The sequence below is a fragment of the Paenibacillus sp. OK003 genome, assembly GCF_900109515.1.
Taxonomy (GTDB): Bacteria; Bacillota; Bacilli; order Paenibacillales; family Paenibacillaceae; genus Paenibacillus; species Paenibacillus marchantiae.
The window spans coordinates 314,510-337,025 of sequence record NZ_FOBD01000004.1 but is presented as its reverse complement, the minus strand read 5'-3'; the positions used below and the strand labels follow the sequence as shown (position 1 = coordinate 337,025).

Sequence of the window (22,516 nt, the reverse complement as noted above, 5' to 3'; positions counted from 1 at the left end):
AATTCAGGTTTTGCCTGCAATCAGTAACAACCCTGAGGAATAAGGCTCATTCCATATAATAATGTAAACGCAATCAATCGTTTGATGAACAAAGAACCAACGAATGAACTGACACAGGTATTGCCCTAAAGCACGGTTACAATCCTGTTGTTATGCTGATGTTAGCACATAATGTAAGCGTTCGCAATATCTTTTTGAATCATCTATATATGATCTCTGACAGAGGTAACACTAAAAACCCGCATTCCCCTGCGGGTTCAACTTAACTTACATCATGATCATCTGGACTGTTAACTCTCAATCCATCGATATCTGATGTCCTACAAATCCGTCTTTTACAGTGTACGTGCCAACTTTTCCAGCAGTTCCACCGCAGGGGCCAGCACTGCTTCATCAATATCAAATTCAGGATGATGATGCGGAGCAGGCAGCTCGCTGCCAATGATCATATACGTCGCTTTCCCGCCTTGTTCCTGTACACGCCGAATCATGTAACTGGCATCCTCACTTCCGAGTGAGGCACCATCCGAAATAGCCTCCGCATGAGTGAAGCCAGCGATGCCTGCTGCTTGCTGCACAGCAAGTTCGGCAAGCTCCATATCACAGCGAATAGGGACTGCACCGCCGATGACTTCAACCGTGGAGCTTAACTCATGCATCGCCGCGCTGTGCTCGATAATCTGACGCACCCGTCGCTCCAGCTCACGATTCGTTTCTTCACTTGTTGAACGGGTTTCAATGACCATCCGTGCGTGCTCGGGAATAATATTGGCCCCCGTTCCGCCCTCAAGAATACCCACATTAATGCGTGTATCTGCCGTGCTAAACCGTGGCAACGCATGAATATTAAGGAGTGCTGTAGAGGCTCCCAGCAAAGCATTCCGTCCTTCCTCCGGTGTAGCTCCGGCATGAGAAGACACACCTGTAAAATGGGCTTCCAGCTTGGTCGTTGCCAGGAATCCGGCAGACGCTCCTCTCACATGACCGGATGGCACACCTGTACCCAGATGTATGCAGAACAGAAGATCTACCTGTTCCAGCATGCCTTTTTCGACCATGGCATACGCACCACGCACACCTTCCTCAGCAGGCTGGAACAGCAAACGGATCTTCCCGGCAAACTTTCGATTACTCAAACGTTCTGCAAGTGCAAGACCAATGGCTGTGTGTCCATCGTGTGCGCAAGCGTGCATGATGCCTTCATGACTGGAGCGGAATTGCCCCGCTTGTGGTATATGCTTATCTGACTTGCTCTCACGGATCGGAAGTGCATCCATATCGAAGCGAAACGCCGTTGTAGGTCCTTCCTCTTCTCCTTGCAACTCAGCGACAACCGCCGTGAATCCCCCGCGCATCTGCTGCACAATCGCTGAATCTGCCCCTTCATCGATGGCACGCTGATATGCATCTTCCAACACTTCAGGGTTTGGCAGACCTCGCCGCGATGTGTCATCAATCGCATCTTTTCCATAGGCCACATGGTAACCCAGTTCCGTTAACATCTGCACGACTTTGGTAGCCGTACGAAATTCGGTGAATCCCAGCTCGGGATGTTCGTGAAGGTCTCGTCGAAGCGCAATAATATCAATCATGGTCACTCACCTCTCTCATCAAGCTCTCTATTTGATCATACATACACCTTTACACTACGAATTCTATACCATAGCTCGCTAATCCTGTTTCGCGATTTACCGCATTTGCAAGAAGCAATTGTCACTTTGTCAACGCTCGAACCTTTTGTTGCCGTGGTAGGCCCACACAGAAGATTGTCGTATAATAAGCCTAACGTTGATGAATATGACGCAAAAAAGGAGAGATTCATTTATGTTGATCAGACTAAACTGGGTCACACTGCGGGTACGTGATCTGGAAGCTTCACTCCGCTTCTACCACGACATGCTCGGGCTGCCGATTCAGCGCAGATTCAAAAGCCGTGGACGACAGATTGCCATGCTGGGACTGGAAAATGAAACAAAGCTGGAACTGATTGAGGGCAGCGCAACCACACTCAAGCCAGAGGCCGGCGTTTCGATCGGCTACGAGGTACGTTCACTGGACGAAGCCATGGAGCAGCTCGCCGCATTAGGCATCCCGATTGCACGAGGCCCCGTCCAGCCCAATCCGCATCTGCGGTTTATTTACATTGCTGACCCAGATGGCTTCGAAGTGCAGTTGGCCGAACATGCATGATCAAGGCTCGATCATGATGGAGAGGAGCGGTTTTAAATAAGTGTACGTTTCACGATGACTGACCTGTTGTGTGTGTGGAGCCAAACCTGCACGCACACCCCACATAGGACGGCGTCAGCGCGCTGTTGTGCAAGTTTACAGCTTCATCCGACGCATTAGCGGTACACCCACAAGATTCGAAAGCCGTTCAAGCAGCAGCCAGCACCAGCGTCTGCTCATTGGCAGATGGCGCTCATACACAGCGGAATACTCGAAATCCGACACAGCCCCACGGTTGCGCTTGAACTGCGCAGCACCAGCACTCTCATGCAACAGATGGCCGTTCTCACGGGCCTGTCCAATCAGGCAAGCTGACAGCTCATTTACCGTCAACGGAAGCACAAGATCGTCGATCCGGGCGATAAGCAGGTTTGTGCTTGCATTTATCATGAAGCCCCGCGTCCCTTGAAACATCAGGGGTTCCAAATATGCTCTTGCATATCTGCCATCCTCCGTGTTAGGCCAGTCCATATCTTCAAGGGAGTTCCGATCATAGAAACGAACGCGATTACCGTAATTTTCATTCGTCGCTTCATCTGTCTGGTCGCATCTCGCCTGCTTTTGTTCCGTTATTCCAATCTTCACGTTCTGCTCCCCCACGAGATAATATTGGTGCTTAATTGATAAATATCGGTCTGCCTCCTTATGTAAGGAAAGAATCTCGTTTTCTCCAACGTTTTTATGTATTCCTATTCTCCCATTATAGTGGGCCTGGATGAACATCCACAATGGTTTCGTTGTCAACGGCCAACGAGATCATCCCTTCCAAAAAACAACCAAGCCTGCCCCCACATCATGGTTGGAGACAGGCTCAGTAACTGAACTTCGAATATAAACTGGTGTAATCAGATGACTCCGATGCAGTAGCCCGCTTCAGCCCTGCTTTATTTTACAGCGTATCAGTTGTAGAACGTACTTCGTTCTTGTCCGATACCAACTCGCTCAGGTCCACAACCATGGCTTCTAATCTGTTATTCCAGAAGGAGATCAGCTACCCTTATTTTCCGAACACAAGTGTTGTGTTAGACGAACCTGCGTACTTGGTGACAAATTCGCGAGCATAACTGGCTGTCTGCACTTCATAGCTATAGTTGGAGCTTGGTCTCCAGTTCGTTTTTGGAGAAGACGGACTGCTTAACGCAGGTGTACTGCCTGTATCCGTAAACTCTCCGTTTCCTTTATCATCCAGAATGCCGCCTTTTTCAGCACCAGCACCAAAATAATTGTTTTCGGAATAAATACGAGCTTTCTCGCCAATGGTAATCGCCTGGTTAAAGTTGTTGGCGTAGTTGTTTTTGATATGGAAATAACCGTATCTCATGAGACCAGGACCACGTACATACAGGTTTTCAAAATAGTTATTAGCCATCGTTACATGAGGTACACCATTATAGCTGCTGTTGCCATCATTCGGATATCCGAGAATAATTCCGTATTTGTGGTTTGCAAATTTGGAGTTGCTGATCGTAATATAATCTGCACGATCCCCAATGTACAGGAGCTTGTCCAGATCACTGCCGCTCGAGCTGTAGCTGTGGCCGGAGAACGTCACATGATCAATCCAGTAGTTGGAGCCTGAAGTAATATACATCTGGATATCATCGTTAGCATTAATATTGGAAGCGTGTTCAAAAGTCAGGTTCTGAAAAATGACATTGCTTGAGCTGGACGTCGATCTGAAATGAATGTTCGTCAGCGTGTGGTTATTAAAGGAGCCTACCAGCGTTTTGTTCGATCCAAATTCGACTTTTTGCAACGTAGACGAAGAAATATTTTGTTCAACAACTACAATCTTGGCAGTTGAGCCTGCCATATGCGTTCGCAAATCATTCAGATTGCTGACGTAGACAACCTGACCGTTCTTGCCACCTGTCGTGGCTGATTTGGATACACCACTCTCATTTTTGGCGTTACCGGCAAAACCCGTTAAACCATTCGTGCCTGTGTTGGGATAACTGGCCGCACCATATGTAGCGGGTGCCGTAGAGACTGTAGAGACTGTCAACAATAACAGGGTTACAGCGAGTAAAAGAATCGAAAATTTCTTCAAAATTTCACCATCCTTTATAATTTTATCCTTCAAGACAAGTAGATTATATCGTGTAACATCGGATGTGACAATACAAAAATTGCAATTTAACCATTATTTTTATTTTTTTGCAACAGCAGTCCCCGTATAAGATAAATGGAAAGACGACACAAAGCCATCTGCAAAAACCATGACTTTGTATCGCACTTCCTCTGAATCCTATTTGATTTTCAGTTCCAGCTTATGTTTCTCCGCTTCCTGCAAATCATCGTAAACTTTGCCCGGTTCACCGTGAAGTTTTAATACCAGAGATTGGGTGGCATCCAGCAGATTACTACTGAAGGAATAGATCATCCCATCTTCCGTCTCGTTACCTGACACACGGGACAACTTAGTCTTCTGCCCGTCCTTGGTGGTGGATACAATCTCGGTAGGGTTAACGACATCACTGACGGAGAGTTTGGTTTTATAATCCATCTTTTGATTAGGTTCATAGATAAATCTTACCCGTGTCACAAGTGGAGATACCTCTGCTTCAGATAACATTACCTCATGACCGCCAATCGTAAATAACTGATTAAGTTTGATCTTCTCGGTCTTGGGTACCGAAAATTTAGGGTCCAGATCGAAGCTCACTTCCATCGGTTTCGAAAATTGGTATTTGGTATCTTTTTTAACCTTATTCGTGTCAGCCAGCAGATCAGGAACTACAGATGAAATGCGGAAATTGAACTTCACTTGTCCAGGAAGCGGTGTATTCCCATCCATTTCAACGGTGCTACGTCCGTAGAGTGTATACTTTCCATTGGAGCTATACAGACTGCTTATACCGCCATTGCCAAGTGATTGGTTCGTCATGCCATTGACCATACTCGTTTTGGGAACCGAATATATCTCCTGGGAAGCATCCGTCTGGGCTGTATACAATACAATTATCTTGTTTTCATCCGCCATCACTGCATTGACGGTTAACTGATATATTCCTGATTTCACAGAACGATTCACGAGCTGTACATAACCATTGTTAATTGCGGATGCAATCGTATTTCCGTCTACATCCTTTTCAGCCAACTCCCGAAAAGGTTCAAGATCTTCCCAATTCTGTGCGGGCTGGCTGTACATGGCCTGTTGTGGTGTGGAACTGCCAAGCGGACCCATCAGCAGCCAACCGGCTGCCAGAGCGGTTACGAGCACCGCCGTAATCCACTTTAATTGCACATGACCTGTCATTCGCCGGGTTCTGGCCTTTGCCAGACCTCGCTGAATCGCAAAGGCCGTGTCCGCCGGATTCAATTGCTGTCTCTCCAGCTTAACCTGGGAAGCATCTGCGATAAGTGCCTGTTCCTCCGGACTAGTTGTCATGCCAATCCCCCCTGTTCTTCATCTGTTTCCGTAACAGTTCCAACCCTTTATGCTGCCAGGTCTTGATGGTACCCTCCGGTTTGCCGAGAATGGATGCAATCTCAATTGACGTCATGTCGTTATAGTATTTCAACAGTAATACATGACGGTATTTGGGTTTGATTTTCTCAAGCATGGACCACATTGCAAGTCTGTTGTCGCTGCATTCTGCACTGCCAGACTCGGATATTGCCTCTTCCAATCCTTCGCTCGGCAGTGGTGTAGCCCGTTTGCGACGCCTTTGTTCATCAATGCACACATAGATCAGAATACGAATAATCCATGATTTGAACGCCTTCTCATTTTTCAGAGAGCGACGCTTGATCCAGGCCCGGCATGTCATCTCCTGCACCGCTTCGAGCGCATCGTGACGATTACGCAGGTAACTGTAGGCAATGGAGATCAGCGTGTCCTGATGCTCCATGATGGATTGGACAAATGCCGTCTCGTCTTCGCTCTGTACAAACAGCATCTTTTTCATCTCGGCTTTGGTTTCCACCCCGCAATCCCCTCCTTCTCTCTCTTTCTGTGGTTTAAGACGGATGAACAAGCCAAACCGTTTTTTTATTTATTTTCCATCACAAAAAAGCCCCGCCTAATCCTGAGGAGGAAGCTCTTGTATTGATTTCCGCATCGTTATTTAAAGTTCAAACCATTCCAGCTCATTGTCATCCTGATTTGTAGCTGCTTCCATCTAAAAGTTAGCTAAAAGCTACTACTCTTGCTCATTTAATTCATTGATCGAGCGGTCAAGCCACAATTCATACCAGTCCAGAAAACCCAGCCGCTCCGTGTTGCCCATATACTGATCCGGATAAATCCCATTACTGTTCGCTCGATCATCGGTCCAGATCTCTCCATAAGACAATCCCTTCACGATCAGATTAAGCGAGACGCCACATCCAAAATCACTAATTCGCAGCATCCCTGCCGACCATTTCGGATCATAATACTCATGTTCAAGCGCTGCCCACTCGTCCTCTTCTTTGCTCTCATCATACCATTCAACATCCCAATTCCAGGATTCCACATGTGGGAACGGCTCGGAAATCGCATTCAACTCATCATCATAATCCATCACCAAATATATGCCGTTCTCAGGCTTTTCCAGCCCATAGTAAGGACCTGCACCTCCACTTCCAATCCCAAGCAAAAAAGCTTGATACTCTTCAGGCAGCGCTATCTTCCATTTCTGTTCAAAAGCTTTAATTTCGTCCAATGTCCATACCGGAGCCATATCATATTGATGATTCTCTGCCCCAAACAGATTCTGCTCCGGGTCCAGAGTCTGGAGTTTGTTCAACTTTCCCTGTATGCGTTCCAACTGGGACTTGTACATTTCCATTTCCATATGCCTCCTTCCATTGCGTACCCATAATATTAGATCCGGATCAAGTCATTCAAACTATTTTCACTTTGCAGACTGGGTGTGATATGAATCGAAATTTGGTTGTCTTCCTTCGTTACCGTACATGCATAATTTCCAGGGTTCAACTGGAGCAATACACCGCCACATGACTCATCCGGCTCCAACTCACCCCCAGTTACATCATCGGCAGCTCCCAGATACACGTTACCGGAAGGGACACGTAAATGGTATACCTGTGCAGTCTCCAGTTCCTTCCCCGCATCATCCAGACTCCATGTCACCTCATACTGTCCATCTTCACCCAGATTCAGAAACAAACAGTTGCCTGCATTTACCTCTGTCAGTTCATCCTCTGCAATAGACCACCAGTCCGGTGTGTCTCCAACACGATGTTTTAGCGCCCCCAGATCGTACAGGCACAATGCTGCCGTATCCGTGAAGATCTGAAATTTCCCGTTCATTCTATCTCTCCTTTCTAATTCAAAATAAACACCTTGACCCTAGGTCAGACCTAAGGTTTATAGTGGAACTATTCCATTCAAGCAGACAGGAGCCAGCTTAATGAACAAATACATTACGATTAGCGAATTATCCAAATTAATGCATGTTTCAATCCATCAAATTCGATACTTTGAGGAAAAAGAAATACTTTTCCCGGCATATGTGGATACCAACCACTACCGTATGTATGGAATGGATGAGATCTACCAGCTTTCTCACATTCTTTTATTGCGCAAGTTGAATGTCCCTGTTCAGCAAATCAAAGAGTGCATGCTCTCCTATTCCGCAGATGACTATAACCGATTATTAACGGATTCACTTCAAGCTGTACAATCACAGATTGATTCGTTAATGCATATGAAACAATTCATTCAAGGCATATTGCAGGAACAGCAGGAATGGATCAGCCAATCCCAGCAGGATCAGTGTATACCCATATATGAGATAAAGGAAATTCCTGTTCGGCATTTCACCACTTGGATCATCATCCAACCAAACGAATCTTTGCATGCCCGTGCACTGTATCAGCATCGTACGGATCAACCTGCATTGTTTGAAATTGATTTACACTACTTGTATACCTTAGAGAAGGTTTCAGTCTGTGTACCGTCTTCTAGTGATACCAGCGATTCTTTTGTTGAAAAAGGGTTGTATCTAACCAGATCATTCACAGTGACATCCGAAGAAAATATTGCCCTGGAAATTCATCACCTTAAGGAATACGCATTTCAAGCCACTTACGTGCTGGTAGACCCTATAATTTTGATTGAAAAGTCCTATCTCTCCATGTTAGGAACTGATCAATTACACTATGAGATTCAGGCCAGAATTGAGGTCACTCCTCCTAAAGTGAAAGAAAGGAACCCATTATGAACCTCACGACTCCAATTAAAATTGTGGACTATGATAATCAAAGTCAACATCAACTGGCTGTCCGAACGTTAATAGTCCATTCTTTTGCAGCCAAGTTTGAGGCTCTTGTTCGGCTGGCCCCAACTGAAATAGTTGACTTACTTGGCGCTATATGGGTTGAGCAGGGAAACTCACCCTCCGGTAGGCAGTTCATTGCTATGGATGGAAACCAGGTTGTCGGGGTTCTAGGCCTGAAATGGTGCCCCAAAAAAAACCTACAGATAAAAAAGGATATCCATCACATTCCACTCCTTAAGCTTTGCAAGCAATACGGACTACGCAATGTCTGCATGTTTATGGTCGGAATGATTGCCCTGGAATATAAGCCAAGTCCACACGAATGTTATATTGAGCATTTAGCTGTAGCTTCAAGTCACCGAAAGCGTGGGATTGCCAGACAGTTGCTGATTACAGCTCAGCAATTCGCAAACCAACATCTCCATTGTAAATATATATCTTTGCACGTATCCAGCAAAAACACGCCAGCCATTCATCTTTATAATCAAATGAACTTCAGAGGGAAATCATCACACACCAGCCCTTTCAGAAACTTCCTGTTCCGTGAACCTGAATGGATTTTCATGATCAGCCCTATCTCAGACATCGAGGAGGTATTCCATTGTTCAAACATTCATCCCCTAGATTAAGATTTTTCACACTGCCATTTTTTAGATGGCTGATAACTGCGCTGATCATTATTCTGTTCATTGTGTCCGTAGTGCTCATTCAGAACACATTCAACATGAAAGAAACACGCATCACCATTCCAACCGCACATGGACAATTAACGGGTATACTCACACTGCCCAAACATCATTCAGATCAGGTTGGCCTTGTCGTTTTTGTACATGGAGATGGTCCAATTAATGCCAGTTATGACGGTGGATACCGACCTTTGTGGGAAAAGCTTGCCATGGCGGGGTATGCCTCCCTCTCGTTGGATAAACCTGGTGTTGGCGGTTCCTCGGGAAACTGGCTTGACCAGACCATGGAGGATCGTGCACAGGATGTCTTAACCGCCATTGAATGGGCCAGAAAAGAACCCTCTATTGATCAAGATCGAATTGGTTTGTGGGGTGCCAGCCAGGCTGGATGGGTCATTCCAAACGTCGTGAAACAAGATCCGGATATTGCATTTAGCATTTTGGTTTCCCCCGCCATCAACTGGATTACACAGGGCAGATACAACACCCAGCAGGAAATGCTCCAGAAGGGATATACCGAGGAAGAGATCACTGCAAAGCAGCTCTATAATGACCAGGTTCTGCAGTTGATTCGAAACAAGGCCACCTATGATGAATACATGTACATGGCTAATAAGGAGCAGCTCATTTCCAAGGAGCGCTGGACGTTTATCGTCAACAATGTGGAATCGGATGCCACAGATGGGCTAGCTTCGTTTCATAGCCCTGTTCATCTTGTGCTTGGAGATAAAGATATTAATGTCGATGTTCAAGAGACAGAACGCGTATATCGTCAGATGATTCCACAATCACTGCTCAGTGTAACTAAACTACCGGATGCTGATCATTCGATGCTGCCCTCTTCACTGGTGCATTCTACGTTCAAAACCTATGCAACCGCCTTGTTCTCGCCACGAAGACTAATGGACGCACAGTATTTGGATGATATTGTTCAATTCTTGAACTCTATTCACGCAGTTGATCAACTGTTTGTTGAACATTTCCGGTTCCCAATCGATTAATTTTTTCCTGAAAATCCGAAGAAACTGAAGGTGTTAGCAAACAAGGTTAATCTCTTCATTTTTTTAGCAAAAATGACGATATAATCATAACTGACTTTTTTGATTTTGTGGAGGAAACCATGGCTATCAACCTTAGAAGAGAACCTTTTCGCTATACTTTAAAGGAACCGATAATGTTCGAAATTTTTATACTCAGCATTAACGGCGCCTTAGCACCACCCAAACCCATTCAAGCTGAATTATGCGATATCAGCCGATCTGGCTGTCAGCTTACATTTCCGTTAAATCTGCATGTGGAGTCCAATAACATCCGAATCGGCATGAACTTGCTGCTTTTTGAAGACCCGTTGTATTTGGAAGGAACGCTGCGCTGGGGCAAAGAAGAGGATAACCGATGGCACTACGGCGTACAGCTGGAGATCCAGCAAGGCAATCATGAACGTTTATCCAGAGAAATGCGAATGCTTGCGGGGCAAGGCAAAATTATGGTGAAGTAACCGGGAGAGCTACCAATCCAACAAAAAAAACAGCCCGATGAACCGGACTGTTTCAATATTTCAGGTATTCAGGCTGCTTTGGTAGCCGTAGTTGTATTGTCCATCTTGGACCAATCTATTGTGGTTTCGAGCAAAAGTGAAACCATGACTCCAATGACGAGTCCATTGCTAATAATCGGAACGAGATACATAGGCAGAGCATGAAAAGCTTCAGCAGGGATATTCATTACTGCAACACCTGTAAGAACCGGCAGCGCCACACGATAGATGGTTTTGGAATTAAAGGTGGTGCCTTCAAGTGTTCTTAGGGCTGTACCAAACATTTGCAAATAGGCTACAAATAGCACGGCGCTCCCTACACTGGGAGGGATTTGTGCGAAAAAGGCTGTCACGGAAGGTGTAAGTCCCAATATACATAACATGCCTGCTCCAACAACAAACGCAGCCCGTTTCAGAATGCGGGTGCTCTCCAGGAATCCGATTGAAGAAGCAAATAATCCGAACGGCAGTACACCTACACACGCAGATAACATGGTGAATAGTCCCGTGAGCATGTATGATCGTTTATATTGTTGGCTGGTCGTTTGCACTCCATATATTTTTTCGACCGAGCTTAACGTGGTGATGGAGTTCGTCATATTCACCATCCCAACAAAAAAAGCTGTGATGACGATTCCCGGCTCCCACTTCGGCGTCCCCCATGGAAACCAAGAAAACAGGCTTAAATCCTGTTGACCTGATGCTCCTGCATGCTGTCCAGGGAACACAAAGCTGTAGACAATCCACCCCGTCACGATGCCAATCAGGATGGAATAGTTGCCGAGCTTGCCTTTTCCCTTAAGCTGGATTAAGGCCACAAGAAACGCAATAGCAACGGACAACGCCGCTACAGGCAGGTTGAATGTGCCAAACTCGGTGTATCCAACCATGCCTTTGAAGAAATTCATGGTCAATTGAATCGTCATCAGAAATAACATCGCACTCTTGACCATTGGTGTGAACAGCTTCTGAAGCACATGCGCCGCTCCAAGTCCGCCAAGGATCATCATCGTCAGACCCGCTAACAGGAAACCCGCAGCCAGTCCTCCACCAATACGTTCCAAACTCATTCCTGCCGATGAAGCCGAGGCCGTTAAGCTTAGCGTCAGCCCCCACCATAACCCCGAGGGACCATCCATCACGGCATAACGATGGCCGAAGAATGCCTGTAATATACACACAGCCCCGGTAAGCAAAAAGGCATGCTGCATCGACGCGGCAATAGCCTCCGGTGAAAGCTGAAAATTGTGTCCGATGGATAACGGCACCACCACTGTGTTGGTAAACAGGAAGAAAAACCACTGAATGCCTGCCAATGCAAGCGATGACGCACCCTTTAAATTATTTTGCAAAGATTGCTCTTGATGTCTGTTCATGATTGGGTTAACATTCGCTCCATTTCTATATAATGATGCCTCTGGGCATGCGCAAGTGCTGTAACGCCGTCCCTGTCTGCAATGGAAGGATCGGCACCATATTGCAAAAGCAATGCTACGATCTGCTGATGGCGAGTGCCGCCATCCCCCAGAATGACCGCTTCCAGCAAAGCTGTCCAGCCCAGATTGTTGATATGGTTCACATCCACATCCGTGCATTTCAGAAGGATCTCCACAATATCGACATGACCTCGATCTGAAGCAGGAATCAGAGCTGTGCCCCCAAACCGATTCGTAATCCGGGTATCGGCACCTGCTTTTATAGCCAGTTCGACCATTTTAAGCAAACCTTCCGCACTGGCATACAGCAGCATGTTGTCCAGTCGTTGATCCTGGATGTTCACATCCGCTCCCGCTTCAATAAGCATACTTGCCGTCTCTGGCTTGTTGCCATATACCGCGGCCATCAGAGGCGTCCGTCCTCGCGCATCCCGGTCATTCACTCCGGTTCCTTGTGCGATAAACCGCAGCACATCATCTGTATGTCCAGCTTCAGCAGCTGCATGTATTGTTTTCAGCATCGCACCTTCACCCTCCAATTCGTCGTCATCCTCACGGCATATATTCGATAGATCATAATCAACATGTGTGATTTGCAGTGTTTAAATCTTATGTATGGTAACATAGGATGGAAGTATAATAAAAATACATGTTTTGTTGGTTTCCCATATGAAAAACATATCGCAGAGGAGAACACACGTGGATATCAAACAATGTCGCTATTTCATCGCGATTGCCGAGGAGAGACAGATCACGGCGGCAGCGCGCAGATTACACATGGCTCAGCCTCCTCTAAGCCAACAGCTCAAGCTGATGGAAGACGAGCTCGGCGTGGCTTTGTTTGAACGCAAAGGACGCAGCATGGAGCTGACACAGGCGGGTCGAAGCTTCTATGATTATGCGGTCACAATGACCAAATACATGGAGGAAGCCGTCATGGAAATGCAAAGCTTCAGGTATGGCATTCGGGGCAAGCTGTCGCTTGGAATTAATACCATTTCAGATCGTTTGATCCCTCAGGCGCTCCAGCAGTTTCGGACAACACACCCTCAGGTAACCTATAAAATTCAGCAAAATGAATCTGCACAGCTCTGCCAGCTCTTGGGTGAAGGCAAAATCGAGCTTGCCTGTGTACGGATGCCTGTCAAAACAGAACAATATGAAGTGCTGCATCTACCGCAGGAAGCTCTCTTCTATATTTCCTCCACACCGCTGGGGTCAGCGGATGAGAGCGGGATTTATTTTCAAAAGCTGGCCGACATCCCTCTCTTGCTTCCCAGTACGGAAGGACTCGGGATGTTCGAACTGATATTGCAGAAATTCCGTGAGCATCATGTGAATCCTTCGATTACGGGCGAATGCTCGGATATTAACATGTTGTTGGAACTTGTACGACTCGGTTTTGCAAGCTCGATCGTGCCTCATACGGTTTTGCAGCTTTATCATGAGCATCCTTTTCATGTTTATCGTATTCAGGATACGCAGTCTACCGTAGATTCTGCGCTTGTGTGGCATCGCAATCGCCACCTGTCCAAGCCCGCGCAGCACTTTGTGCAATTGGTTCAGGAGCTGCTACCTTCTCGCTCGGTTTAGCATCCAGCCGATATTAGCCATGAAGAATATTGCCCATATACTAAAAAAGCAGCAGCCTTGCCGGAATAATTCCATCCGGAAAGACTGCTGCTTTTTGGTGTTCGTTAAGCTTTTGCCGTAAACAACAATTCTTTTTCCTTAATCGTTGTACGTCCGGCAGACTCAATTGAATGATATTGATGCATGTTCGTAATGATGACCGGTGTAATCGTTGTGTAACCGGCTTTTTCGATTTCTTCCCGGTCAAATTCCATCAGCACATCACCAACGGCAACCTTCGCTCCTGCTTGAACTTTAGGGGAGAAGAATTGACCTTTCAGTTTCACGGTATCAATCCCGATGTGAATGAGCATCTCAGCGCCATTGTCACTTACCAAGCCAATAGCGTGTCCACTCTTCGACAACGAGAATACGGTTCCGTTAATTGGAGAAACCACACGGCCTTCCGACGGCTGAATCGCAAACCCTTTACCCATAATCTCTTCGGAGAATGCTGGGTCTGGAACTTCGCTCAATGGTTTAACTTCACCAGTAATTGGGCTGAATACGTCTTGATCCAGTGCTTTAGTTTCTTCAACAGCAGTAGCAGAAGTCGTTGCTGCTGGTGTTGCAGGCTCAGCTACTGGCTCCGATGCATTTTCTTCTTGGAAGCCCAAGATATACGTAATGATTGCTGCTGCTACGATGGCAATCAAACCACCAACCAGAGCATAAATCAATGTGCTAATTGCTGGACTGACAAATGCCGCGATACTCGGCAGACCCGCAAGTCCTGTAATAACATACGATTTAACATTGAAGATCCCCATAAATGCACCAGCAATAGCACCCCCGCTGAGAGCTGCGATAAATGGTTTTTTGAACTTCATGTTAATACCATACATCGCTGGTTCCGTGATCCCCATAATAGCCGTAAGACCTGTGGAATAAGCAAGCGATTTGGTTTTAGCATTTTTCGATCTGAGACCCACACCAAATGCTGCACCACCTTGTGCCAAGTTAGCTGCAAACATCAGTGGAATAATAAAGTCGTAACCCAGTGTTGTCATTGAACCTACAACGATTGGCAACAACGCATAGTGCATACCTGTAATGATCAGAAGTGACATCGTACCACCAATCAGAATACTTGCGAAGATGGACATGTTGTCGAACAACCATGAAATACCACCAGACAAACCGTTACCAAGAACAGTACCGAGCGGTCCAACGGTCATCAACGTCAGTGGAACCATAATTAACAGGGTAACTGTTGGAACAATGAGTAACTTAAGTGAAGCATGTATAACACGATCAACGGCTTTCTCTACATATGAAGCAATCCAAACGGCCAGTACAATCGGAATAACTGTAGAAGAATACGTTGCCGCTATGACTGTAATCCCCATAAACGATGAGTTGTGACCATCGGCCAGCAATGCTGTAATGGTCGGGTGCATAATACCGGCAGCAAGCGCCGCAGCAATATACATATTACTACCCAGCTTACGTGCAGCACTAATCGCCAGAATGATTGGCAGGAAGTAGAAGGCACCGTCACCGATTGCAGACAAAATGATGTAGGTCGAGCTGGTATCGGACAACCATCCAACTGCGACAAGGATGGCCACGATCCCTTTGATCATACCTGCACCCGTAATCGCAGGCAGAATTGGTGTAAACATACCTGAGATGAAGTCGAACAGCGCACTTATTGGATTTCTCTTTTTCTTTTCTCCAGTTGAAGCACCTGATGATGCATTATCTGCGGTTGGTGATTTGGACATGTTGCCTACCAGTGCATTATACACGATAGGTACATCGTTACCGATGATAACCTGGAACTGTCCGCCATTTTCCATAACGCCCATAACGCCAGGTGTATTTTTCAGCGTCGCTTTGTCCGCTTTTTTGTTGTCATTCAGGTTAAACCGGAGTCTTGTCATACAGTGTGTGACTTGATCGATGTTCTCTTCGCCACCAACAAGCTTCAGAATATCCTTGGACAATTGTTGTTTATCCATTGTGTTTTGCTCCTTTTATGTGTAATGAAGGTTAAAAAAAAACCTAAACACTGAATAATGACAAAGCAGTTTCAGCTTATCATTATTCAACGTTTAGGTTTTGCCTTTTTTGCAGTAACAATCCCAAATTATTCGATTGTTTGTTCAGTTCTGACAACTCGTTCAATATGAATGGTCAGATATAGGATTTCTTCCTTGGATAAGACCCGGCTATAGATCTTGCGAGTATAGTCGTTAATCTTACAAGCACAAGCATGTGCCTCAGGATATTGTTTGCTCACCAGGTCATGAAGCGGATTATCTGCTTCCTTGTCTTCAATCGCTGTACCGTGTAATACACGCTGAGCAAAGAACTTCAAATGTGTCAGGAATCGATAATAACTCAGCGAATCCTCATCCAGCTCAATGACAAAGCTGCGTCGTACAATGTTGAGTATGTCTTTTACGATATTCGTAATACTGATGGTTTCTCTCATCTCACCGTTCATCTGGGCATTGACCAGATGCATTGCGATGAATGCGCATTCGTCTTCGGGAAGCAGAACACCCAATGTTTCTTCAATAATCTGAAGCGCCTTGAGCCCAATGGCATATTCCTTGCGGTACATGCGCTTGATCTCCCAGAATAATGCGTTACGAATCTGCAAGCCTTGACGATGCCGGTCAATGGCAAAATGAATATGATCCGTAAGTGAAATGTAGATGCTTTCATGAAGCTTCTCACCCAACACGGTCTCGGCATAACGGATAATCTCATCCGAGCATTCAACATATTCAACTGGAATATCAGACAGAAGCGTTTTCAGTTTCTGCGATACTTCCTTGCTTTCCAATGAGAATATTTTTTCGACCAGACTGTCGTCTATCGTTTCACCAGTATGCTTTTTGAAGGCTATGCCCCGTCCCATGACGACCAGTTCGTTTCCTCCTGGATCAATCACAGTAACTACGTTGTTGTTCAGCACCTTCTCAATTTTCATTTCTTCACATCACCTTGCACCGTCAAAGTAGTAAAAGGCAAAACCAAAGCAGGTCATAAAACATATGCCCCGCTTCTGGTTTTGCCTGATTGAACAGTAACAATCCAGTATTCATTAGCCTTAGGCCCATCTTACCATATAATTATCCATCTGACAATGTTTTTGTGAAAGCGGTTAATGTGTTTGAATATGACACAAGAAGATGCTACCACATATGTCTTTGGAACTAGAAATTAATGGTTGTCGGATTTTAGACTTGCGCCGTTTGTACCAATAACTTCTTTGTACCAATGGAATGATTTTTTCTTGTAACGATCCAGGGTACCCGATCCATCGTTATTGCGATCGACGTAGATGAAGCCGTAACGTTTTTTCATCTCTGCTGTGGATGCACTCACCAGATCGATGCAGCCCCATGAGGTATAACCCATAACTTCAACGCCGTCTTCAATCGCTTCGCCTACTTGTAGCAAGTGATCATTCAGGTATTGAATCCGGTAATCATCATTGACCGTTTTATTGCCATTTTCGTCTGTGATCAGCTCATCTGCTGCACCCAAACCATTTTCGACAATAAACAGTGGTTTTTGATAACGGTCCCAGTATTTATTGAGCGTTACGCGCAAGCCTTGCGGGTCAATCTGCCAGCCCCATTCACTTGCTTTGAGGTAAGGGTTCTGTACACCTGCAAAAAGATTCCCTTTGCCTTCAACACGCTTCTGTGGGTCACCTGTTTCACAAATACTTACATAGTAACTAAACGAGATAAAGTCCACCGTATGTTTCAGAATTTCAGCATCGCCATCTTCAAACTTGATGTTGATATTATTCGCTTTGAAGTAACGATTGATGTATTTCGGATAATAACCACGTGCATGAATATCGGCAAAGATGTCATTGCGCTGTTCTGCATGCATTGCAGCTACCACATCATCCGGATTTGGTGTCAATGGATAGGTTGGCATACTGAGCACCATACAGCCAATTTTGGCTTCAGGCATAATCTCATGACCCAGCTTAACCGCCAGCGCACTTGCCACCAGCTCGTGGTGGATCGCCTGGTACAGATCCTGCTTGGATAGTTCTGCTTTTGGCGTGAAGATGCCGCCACTCATGAATGGTTCTTCCAGAATGGAGTTAATTTCATTAAACGTCAGCCAGTATTTTACTTTGCCTTTGAAACGATTAAACAGGACGGTTACGTAGCGCTCGTAGAAATCAATCATTTTACGGTTAACCCAGCCGTCATACGTTTTGGACAAATGCAGTGGTGTCTCATAATGAGAGATCGTTACGAGGGGTTCAATCCCGTATTTGTGGCACTCGTCAAACAGGTCATCATAGAACTGCAGACCTTTTTCATTCGGCTCCAATTCATCACCTTTAGGAAAAATACGGGACCAGGCAATGGATGTACGGAATACTTTGAAGCCCATTTCAGCAAACAGCTTAACATCCTCTTTGTAACGGTTGTAGAAATCGATACCGATCAATTTCAAGTTATCCTCTGTCGGTCCTTCCGTTCTTGGCGTCGTAATCCCATGCGGCATTACATCCTGAACAGACAGGCCTTTGCCATCTGTGTTGTAGGCTCCTTCGAGCTGATTGGCTGCGACTGCGCCGCCCCATAGAAAATCCTTCGGAAATGGTGTTGTCATATCTGTCATTCCTCTCTGGTTACGTTATATTCATTCTTTGTTAAAACAGCTGACCCTATGCCCGTAAGCACTTGTCTCGACCAGTTCCACATCAAAAAGCGGACAACGCGCCAACTAAAGGGCTACAGATCAGATGATCACCGATGGCCTGCTTTATGTTGGGTTTTGCCCGCTTTATGCGGTAACAATCCGCGAATAGCCTAATTACTTACAGCGATCCGGGTTCAAGATACAGGAATCAGATCAGATTATAATTGTTCACCATTGCTGGCGATTACGTTTTTGTACCAGTCGAAGGAATCTTTCTTCGAACGTTTGAGAGTTCCGTTACCTTCGTCATCCAAATCCACGTAGATGAATCCATAACGTTTGGACATTTCGGAAGTAGACATGCTCACGAGGTCAATTGGGCCCCATGCTGTAAATCCAATCAGATCCACACCGTCTTTGATCGCTTCTTTCATTTGTTCGATGTGTTTCTTCAGGTAGTCCACACGATAGGAGTCATGAATGGAACCATCCTCTTCCACACGATCATACGCACCCAGACCATTTTCTACGATGAACAATGGTTTCTGGTAGCGATCCCAGAAGTTATTCAACGTTACGCGCAGACCGATCGGATCGATCTCCCAGCCCCAGTCGGAAGCTTCCAGATAAGGGTTTTTCACGCCGCCAGTCAGGTTACCTGTTGTTTCTTCTTTGTCTGCAGATGCAGATTTGGTTACGGACATGTAGTAGCTGAAGGAAATGAAATCAACCGTATTGTTCAGCAAGATCTCATCATCGCCTGCTTCTTTCTGAATTACGATGTTGTTTTCTTCAAAATAACGAGCCATATAGTTCGGGTATTGACCACGAGCATGCATATCTGTGAAGAAGAGGTTTATCTGATTCTCATGTTGCGCTAGACGAACATCTACCGGATTACAAGTCGCCGGGTACGTTTCCATACGAGCGAGCATACACCCCACTTGGGAACCAGGAATAATCTCATGTGCAAGCTTGGTTACCAGTGCACTAGCTACAAATTGGTGATGCAGCGCTTGATATGTCGTTTGCAGTTGGTTGTCCACTTTATCGATCAGGATACCGCCGCCTGTGTATGGGCTAAACAGCATCACGTTGATTTCATTAAACGTCAACCAGTATTTCACTTTATTTTTATAACGGTTGAACACAGTCTCTGCATATCTCACATAGTGCCCAATCACTTCACGACCTGCCCAACCATTGTATTTCTGTGTCAGACCCAGCGGTGTTTCGTAGTGAGACAAAGTTACCAGTGGTTCAATGCCGTATTTCAACAGTTCATCAAAGACGTCGTCATAGAATTTCAAGCCAGCTTCGTTCGGCTCTTGATCGTAACCGTTTGGGAAAATACGTGCCCAGTGAATGGACAAACGGAACACTTTGAAGCCCATCTCAGCAAACAAAGCGATATCTTCTTTATAGTGATGATAGAAATCAATACCAAAACGTTTAGGGAAACGTTCTTCAATTTTGCCGGAAAGGATCTCTTCAATTCGTGTAGAGGAGATTTCCATGGCATGTCCACCTGTACGCTTCTCTTTGGGAACATGCGCAATCATATCCGCAGTAGAGAGACCTTTGCCGTCCTTATCGAATGCACCTTCTAATTGGTTGGCAGCTGTAGCGCCTCCCCACAGGAAGTTTTCGGGGAATCCTTTTTTTGCCGTGGTCATAACGAACAACCTCTTTTCGAATTTTATTTGGGTTTTTCCCGAATACAGCGGCTGTATTTCACGCCAAAAAACAAGAAAAACCTAAACTCAAGGTAAAATAGCTCGCAAAAAAAGAGCCTTCATTTCACCATCAGTTTAGGTTTTGCCTGTCTGCACAGTTACAATCCATCAAAAGATGTTATTGTGTATTCGGTTGTTTTTCTCTTGTAATGTAAGCGTAACATATCTATTTTGCAAAATCAACTTTCCGCTTTAATAGCACTCGCTGACCACTTTAGACGTTATCGAGGCATCGGCCTTTTCACACCAAAAGAAACTTGCTAATATCTGCTGGAAACCCCATCCTGCACATTTTCAACAAAACCGAAACCATCGGTGGCAAAGAGATGGATCTGATGCAAATTACGATGGATGCGGGCAATGGTTCAACCATTACGCAAGATTACTACAGCACTATTATTGAAGGTTATGCATTCAACTTCATCTTCACCTATTTGGATGATACTACAAAGGCCGAGATCGACGACATAAAGAAATCCGTTCAGTTCAAATGATACACTCACTGTCACAGTGCTTGCTGTGCATGAACAGAACCCCGCGCAATGACCTTTCACAGATCATTGCCGGGGTTCTTTTTCGAGTTCAAATGAATGGTTCACCTTATCCGGAAATGGCCACCCAATGTCCCTCTTTTATTTCCACCCATCGGGACTGTTCCAGATTATAGCGATCTTCCACTTCCACTGTCTCTCTTGGCGTTTCGCTCACAGCATGACGTTTTTTCTTTGCTTCCACAGCCGGGTCTGGAACCGGAATAGCCGATAACAAGGCCTTTGTGTACTCATGCTGAGGGTTCGAATATAGTTCTTCACTTTCTGCTAACTCCACAATCTTCCCGTTATACATGACAGCTACACGATCACTGATATGCTTGACCATGGACAGGTCATGTGCGATAAACAGGTATGTCAGACCGAGTCGCTGCTGCAATTCTTCAAGCAGTTGTACGATCTGAGCCTGAATAGACACATCCAACGCAGACAAAGGCTCGTCACATACAATAAATTCAGGTTCCACGGCCAGCGCACGAGCAATTCCGATCCGCTGCCGTTGACCACCCGAAAATTCATGAGGATATCGCTGGGCATGAACCGGATCGAGACCCACCATCTCCAGCAATTCCTCCACACGTTTTTCCCGCTCAGCGGGGCTGCCGGCAAGATGGTGAATATCCAAGGCTTCCCCAATAATGTCCATAATTCTAAATTTCGGATTAAGCGAGGCAAACGGATCCTGGAAAATAATTTGCATATGTCTCCTCATCGTTTTCATCTCTGAGGCAGAGAGGCGGTTGAGCGGCACTCCCTTAAACAGCACATCCCCACCTGTAGGTTCATGCAGTCGTAGAATGGCTCTGCCTGTAGTCGATTTCCCGCTGCCCGATTCGCCTACGACCCCAAGCGTCTCCCCTTGGCGAATCTCGAAACTGATATCGTTCACCGCTTTTAAAGTGTTGCCTTTACCCAAATTAAAATGCTGTTTGAGGGACTTCACTTCCAGTAAAGGCTGATCATCTTCCAGATCGCGTGGCACCAACGAGACGAGTTTCGGTTTTTTCTTCTCATCCAGTCGAGGTAATGCATTCAACAGTCTTGCTGTGTATGGATGTTTCGGATTCGCAAAAATCTCTGTGGTTGTGCCGGATTCCACAATCTGCCCGTCCTTCATGACCACAACCCGATCACACATGCCTGCCACTACTCCGAGATCATGGGTAATCAGAATAATGGAAGTGCCCAGCTGTGCCTGCATATCTTTCATCAAATTAAGGATTTGGGCCTGAATAGTAACATCAAGCGCAGTTGTAGGTTCATCCGCAATCAGCAATTCAGGACGGCAAGCAAGAGCAATGGCGATCATCACCCGCTGACGCATACCTCCGGAGAATTCATGTGGGTACTGGTTGAAACGTATTTCACTCCGGGTAATACCAACGAGCTCCAGCATGGCAATCGCCTGCTTCTTCGCTTCCCCTCTGGAAAGTTTCTGATGTTTAATCAGACTTTCGGTGATCTGTTTTCCGATTTTCACGGTCGGATTAAGAGAGCTCATAGGGTCCTGAAAGATCATGCCAATGTCACGGCCACGGATACTCTCCATCTCTTTTTGCGTTTTATGGACCAGATCGCCCCCTTTAAACAGGATCTCACCCTTTTTCATCTGCGAAGGAGGAGAGGCAAGCAGCCGCATAATGGAACGTGCCGTCACACTCTTCCCACTGCCGGATTCCCCTACAATGCCAAGTGTTTCCCCTTTCCGCACTTCAAAACTAACTTCTTTTACCGCCTGAAATTCACTCTCTCCGGAATGAAAAGAAACAGATAAATCATTTACTTTCAACAAAGGTTGCATGTGATCACCAGCCCTCATCCATATTTTCACATGTGCTCATATGTAT

Annotated in this window: 21 protein-coding genes; 7 read left to right on the top strand and 14 right to left on the bottom strand. The window is 45.7% G+C overall.

Annotated features, from left to right (window positions below; genetic code table 11):
* Nucleotides 1–335 precede the first annotated feature (335 nt).
* Nucleotides 336–1,592: an amidohydrolase gene (locus BMW94_RS08475; protein WP_090996938.1), complete on the bottom strand. Its 1,257-nt coding sequence runs from the start codon at nucleotides 1,590–1,592 to the stop codon at nucleotides 336–338.
* Between the two features lie 232 nt (nucleotides 1,593–1,824).
* Here BMW94_RS08475 and BMW94_RS08470 point away from each other — a divergent pair, with 232 nt between their 5' ends.
* Nucleotides 1,825–2,190 (top strand): VOC family protein, encoded by a 366-nt coding sequence (locus BMW94_RS08470; RefSeq protein ID WP_090996935.1) that lies wholly within the window; start codon nucleotides 1,825–1,827, stop codon nucleotides 2,188–2,190.
* Nucleotides 2,191–2,325: 135 nt separating this feature from the next.
* On the opposite strand, the gene BMW94_RS08465 is transcribed toward BMW94_RS08470, so the two are convergent.
* The 6 genes from BMW94_RS08465 to BMW94_RS08440 all read right to left on the bottom strand — a co-directional run bounded on the left by BMW94_RS08465 (nucleotide 2,326) and on the right by BMW94_RS08440 (nucleotide 7,489).
* Complete coding sequence (locus BMW94_RS08465) at nucleotides 2,326–2,814, bottom strand: hypothetical protein (RefSeq protein WP_090996932.1); 489 nt, start codon at nucleotides 2,812–2,814, stop codon at nucleotides 2,326–2,328.
* Nucleotides 2,815–3,226: 412 nt separating this feature from the next.
* Nucleotides 3,227–4,243, bottom strand: a complete 1,017-nt coding sequence (locus BMW94_RS08460) for a pectate lyase family protein (protein ID WP_254790188.1) — start codon at nucleotides 4,241–4,243, stop codon at nucleotides 3,227–3,229.
* A gap of 234 nt (nucleotides 4,244–4,477) precedes the next feature.
* Entirely contained in the window at nucleotides 4,478–5,620 is a 1,143-nt protein-coding gene (locus tag BMW94_RS08455; protein ID WP_090996926.1) for a DUF4179 domain-containing protein, read from the bottom strand.
* Nucleotides 5,610–6,158, bottom strand: a complete 549-nt coding sequence (locus BMW94_RS08450) for an RNA polymerase sigma factor (protein WP_254790176.1) — start codon at nucleotides 6,156–6,158, stop codon at nucleotides 5,610–5,612. Before BMW94_RS08450 ends, BMW94_RS08455 begins: the two co-directional genes overlap by 11 nt.
* A 216-nt stretch (nucleotides 6,159–6,374) precedes the next feature.
* Complete coding sequence (locus tag BMW94_RS08445; RefSeq protein WP_254790175.1) at nucleotides 6,375–7,004, bottom strand: SMI1/KNR4 family protein; 630 nt, start codon at nucleotides 7,002–7,004, stop codon at nucleotides 6,375–6,377.
* A gap of 35 nt (nucleotides 7,005–7,039) precedes the next feature.
* The gene (locus BMW94_RS08440; RefSeq protein WP_090996923.1) at nucleotides 7,040–7,489 is read right to left on the bottom strand and encodes a DUF6386 family protein; all 450 of its coding nucleotides are present in this window, start codon (nucleotides 7,487–7,489) and stop codon (nucleotides 7,040–7,042) included.
* A gap of 100 nt (nucleotides 7,490–7,589) precedes the next feature.
* Here BMW94_RS08440 and BMW94_RS08435 point away from each other — a divergent pair, with 100 nt between their 5' ends.
* The 4 genes from BMW94_RS08435 to BMW94_RS08420 all read left to right on the top strand — a co-directional run bounded on the left by BMW94_RS08435 (nucleotide 7,590) and on the right by BMW94_RS08420 (nucleotide 10,643).
* Nucleotides 7,590–8,402, top strand: a complete 813-nt coding sequence (locus BMW94_RS08435; protein WP_090996920.1) for a MerR family transcriptional regulator — start codon at nucleotides 7,590–7,592, stop codon at nucleotides 8,400–8,402.
* Complete coding sequence (locus BMW94_RS08430) at nucleotides 8,399–9,088, top strand: GNAT family N-acetyltransferase (RefSeq protein ID WP_090996917.1); 690 nt, start codon at nucleotides 8,399–8,401, stop codon at nucleotides 9,086–9,088. The genes BMW94_RS08435 and BMW94_RS08430 overlap by 4 nt, the downstream gene beginning before the upstream one ends.
* Nucleotides 9,061–10,146, top strand: a complete 1,086-nt coding sequence (locus BMW94_RS08425; RefSeq protein WP_254790174.1) for an alpha/beta hydrolase family protein — start codon at nucleotides 9,061–9,063, stop codon at nucleotides 10,144–10,146. The genes BMW94_RS08430 and BMW94_RS08425 overlap by 28 nt, the downstream gene beginning before the upstream one ends.
* Nucleotides 10,147–10,265: 119 nt before the next feature.
* Complete coding sequence (locus BMW94_RS08420) at nucleotides 10,266–10,643, top strand: PilZ domain-containing protein (RefSeq protein WP_090996911.1); 378 nt, start codon at nucleotides 10,266–10,268, stop codon at nucleotides 10,641–10,643.
* A 68-nt stretch (nucleotides 10,644–10,711) separates the two neighbouring features.
* Here BMW94_RS08420 and BMW94_RS08415 read toward each other — a convergent pair whose 3' ends face one another.
* Nucleotides 10,712–12,058: a uracil/xanthine transporter gene (locus BMW94_RS08415; protein WP_090996908.1), complete on the bottom strand. Its 1,347-nt coding sequence runs from the start codon at nucleotides 12,056–12,058 to the stop codon at nucleotides 10,712–10,714.
* Nucleotides 12,055–12,639, bottom strand: a complete 585-nt coding sequence (locus tag BMW94_RS08410; RefSeq protein WP_090997107.1) for an ankyrin repeat domain-containing protein — start codon at nucleotides 12,637–12,639, stop codon at nucleotides 12,055–12,057. Before BMW94_RS08410 ends, BMW94_RS08415 begins: the two co-directional genes overlap by 4 nt.
* A 178-nt stretch (nucleotides 12,640–12,817) precedes the next feature.
* Between BMW94_RS08410 and BMW94_RS08405 the strand changes: the two genes are divergently transcribed.
* Complete coding sequence (locus BMW94_RS08405) at nucleotides 12,818–13,711, top strand: LysR family transcriptional regulator (RefSeq protein ID WP_090996903.1); 894 nt, start codon at nucleotides 12,818–12,820, stop codon at nucleotides 13,709–13,711.
* A 104-nt stretch (nucleotides 13,712–13,815) separates the two neighbouring features.
* On the opposite strand, the gene BMW94_RS08400 is transcribed toward BMW94_RS08405, so the two are convergent.
* The 4 genes from BMW94_RS08400 to BMW94_RS08385 all read right to left on the bottom strand — a co-directional run bounded on the left by BMW94_RS08400 (nucleotide 13,816) and on the right by BMW94_RS08385 (nucleotide 20,058).
* Nucleotides 13,816–15,714 carry a beta-glucoside-specific PTS transporter subunit IIABC gene (locus BMW94_RS08400; protein WP_090996900.1) on the bottom strand — a complete coding sequence of 633 codons (1,899 nt, stop codon included), beginning with the start codon at nucleotides 15,712–15,714 and terminating at the stop codon, nucleotides 13,816–13,818.
* A 128-nt stretch (nucleotides 15,715–15,842) separates the two neighbouring features.
* Entirely contained in the window at nucleotides 15,843–16,694 is an 852-nt protein-coding gene (licT, locus tag BMW94_RS08395; RefSeq protein ID WP_053781440.1) for a BglG family transcription antiterminator LicT, read from the bottom strand.
* A gap of 233 nt (nucleotides 16,695–16,927) precedes the next feature.
* On the bottom strand, nucleotides 16,928–18,352 hold the full coding sequence (locus BMW94_RS08390) for a glycoside hydrolase family 1 protein (protein ID WP_090996897.1): 1,425 nt from the start codon (nucleotides 18,350–18,352) through the stop codon (nucleotides 16,928–16,930).
* A gap of 248 nt (nucleotides 18,353–18,600) precedes the next feature.
* The gene (locus BMW94_RS08385; protein WP_062325655.1) at nucleotides 18,601–20,058 is read right to left on the bottom strand and encodes a glycoside hydrolase family 1 protein; all 1,458 of its coding nucleotides are present in this window, start codon (nucleotides 20,056–20,058) and stop codon (nucleotides 18,601–18,603) included.
* 386 nt (nucleotides 20,059–20,444) lie between these two features.
* Here BMW94_RS08385 and BMW94_RS08380 point away from each other — a divergent pair, with 386 nt between their 5' ends.
* Nucleotides 20,445–20,612, top strand: coding sequence for a hypothetical protein (locus BMW94_RS08380; RefSeq protein WP_175480626.1), 168 nt, complete (start codon nucleotides 20,445–20,447; stop codon nucleotides 20,610–20,612).
* Nucleotides 20,613–20,718: 106 nt separating this feature from the next.
* On the opposite strand, the gene BMW94_RS31135 is transcribed toward BMW94_RS08380, so the two are convergent.
* Nucleotides 20,719–22,470: an ABC transporter ATP-binding protein gene (locus BMW94_RS31135; RefSeq protein WP_090996894.1), complete on the bottom strand. Its 1,752-nt coding sequence runs from the start codon at nucleotides 22,468–22,470 to the stop codon at nucleotides 20,719–20,721.
* Between the last annotated feature and the right edge of the window lie 46 nt (nucleotides 22,471–22,516).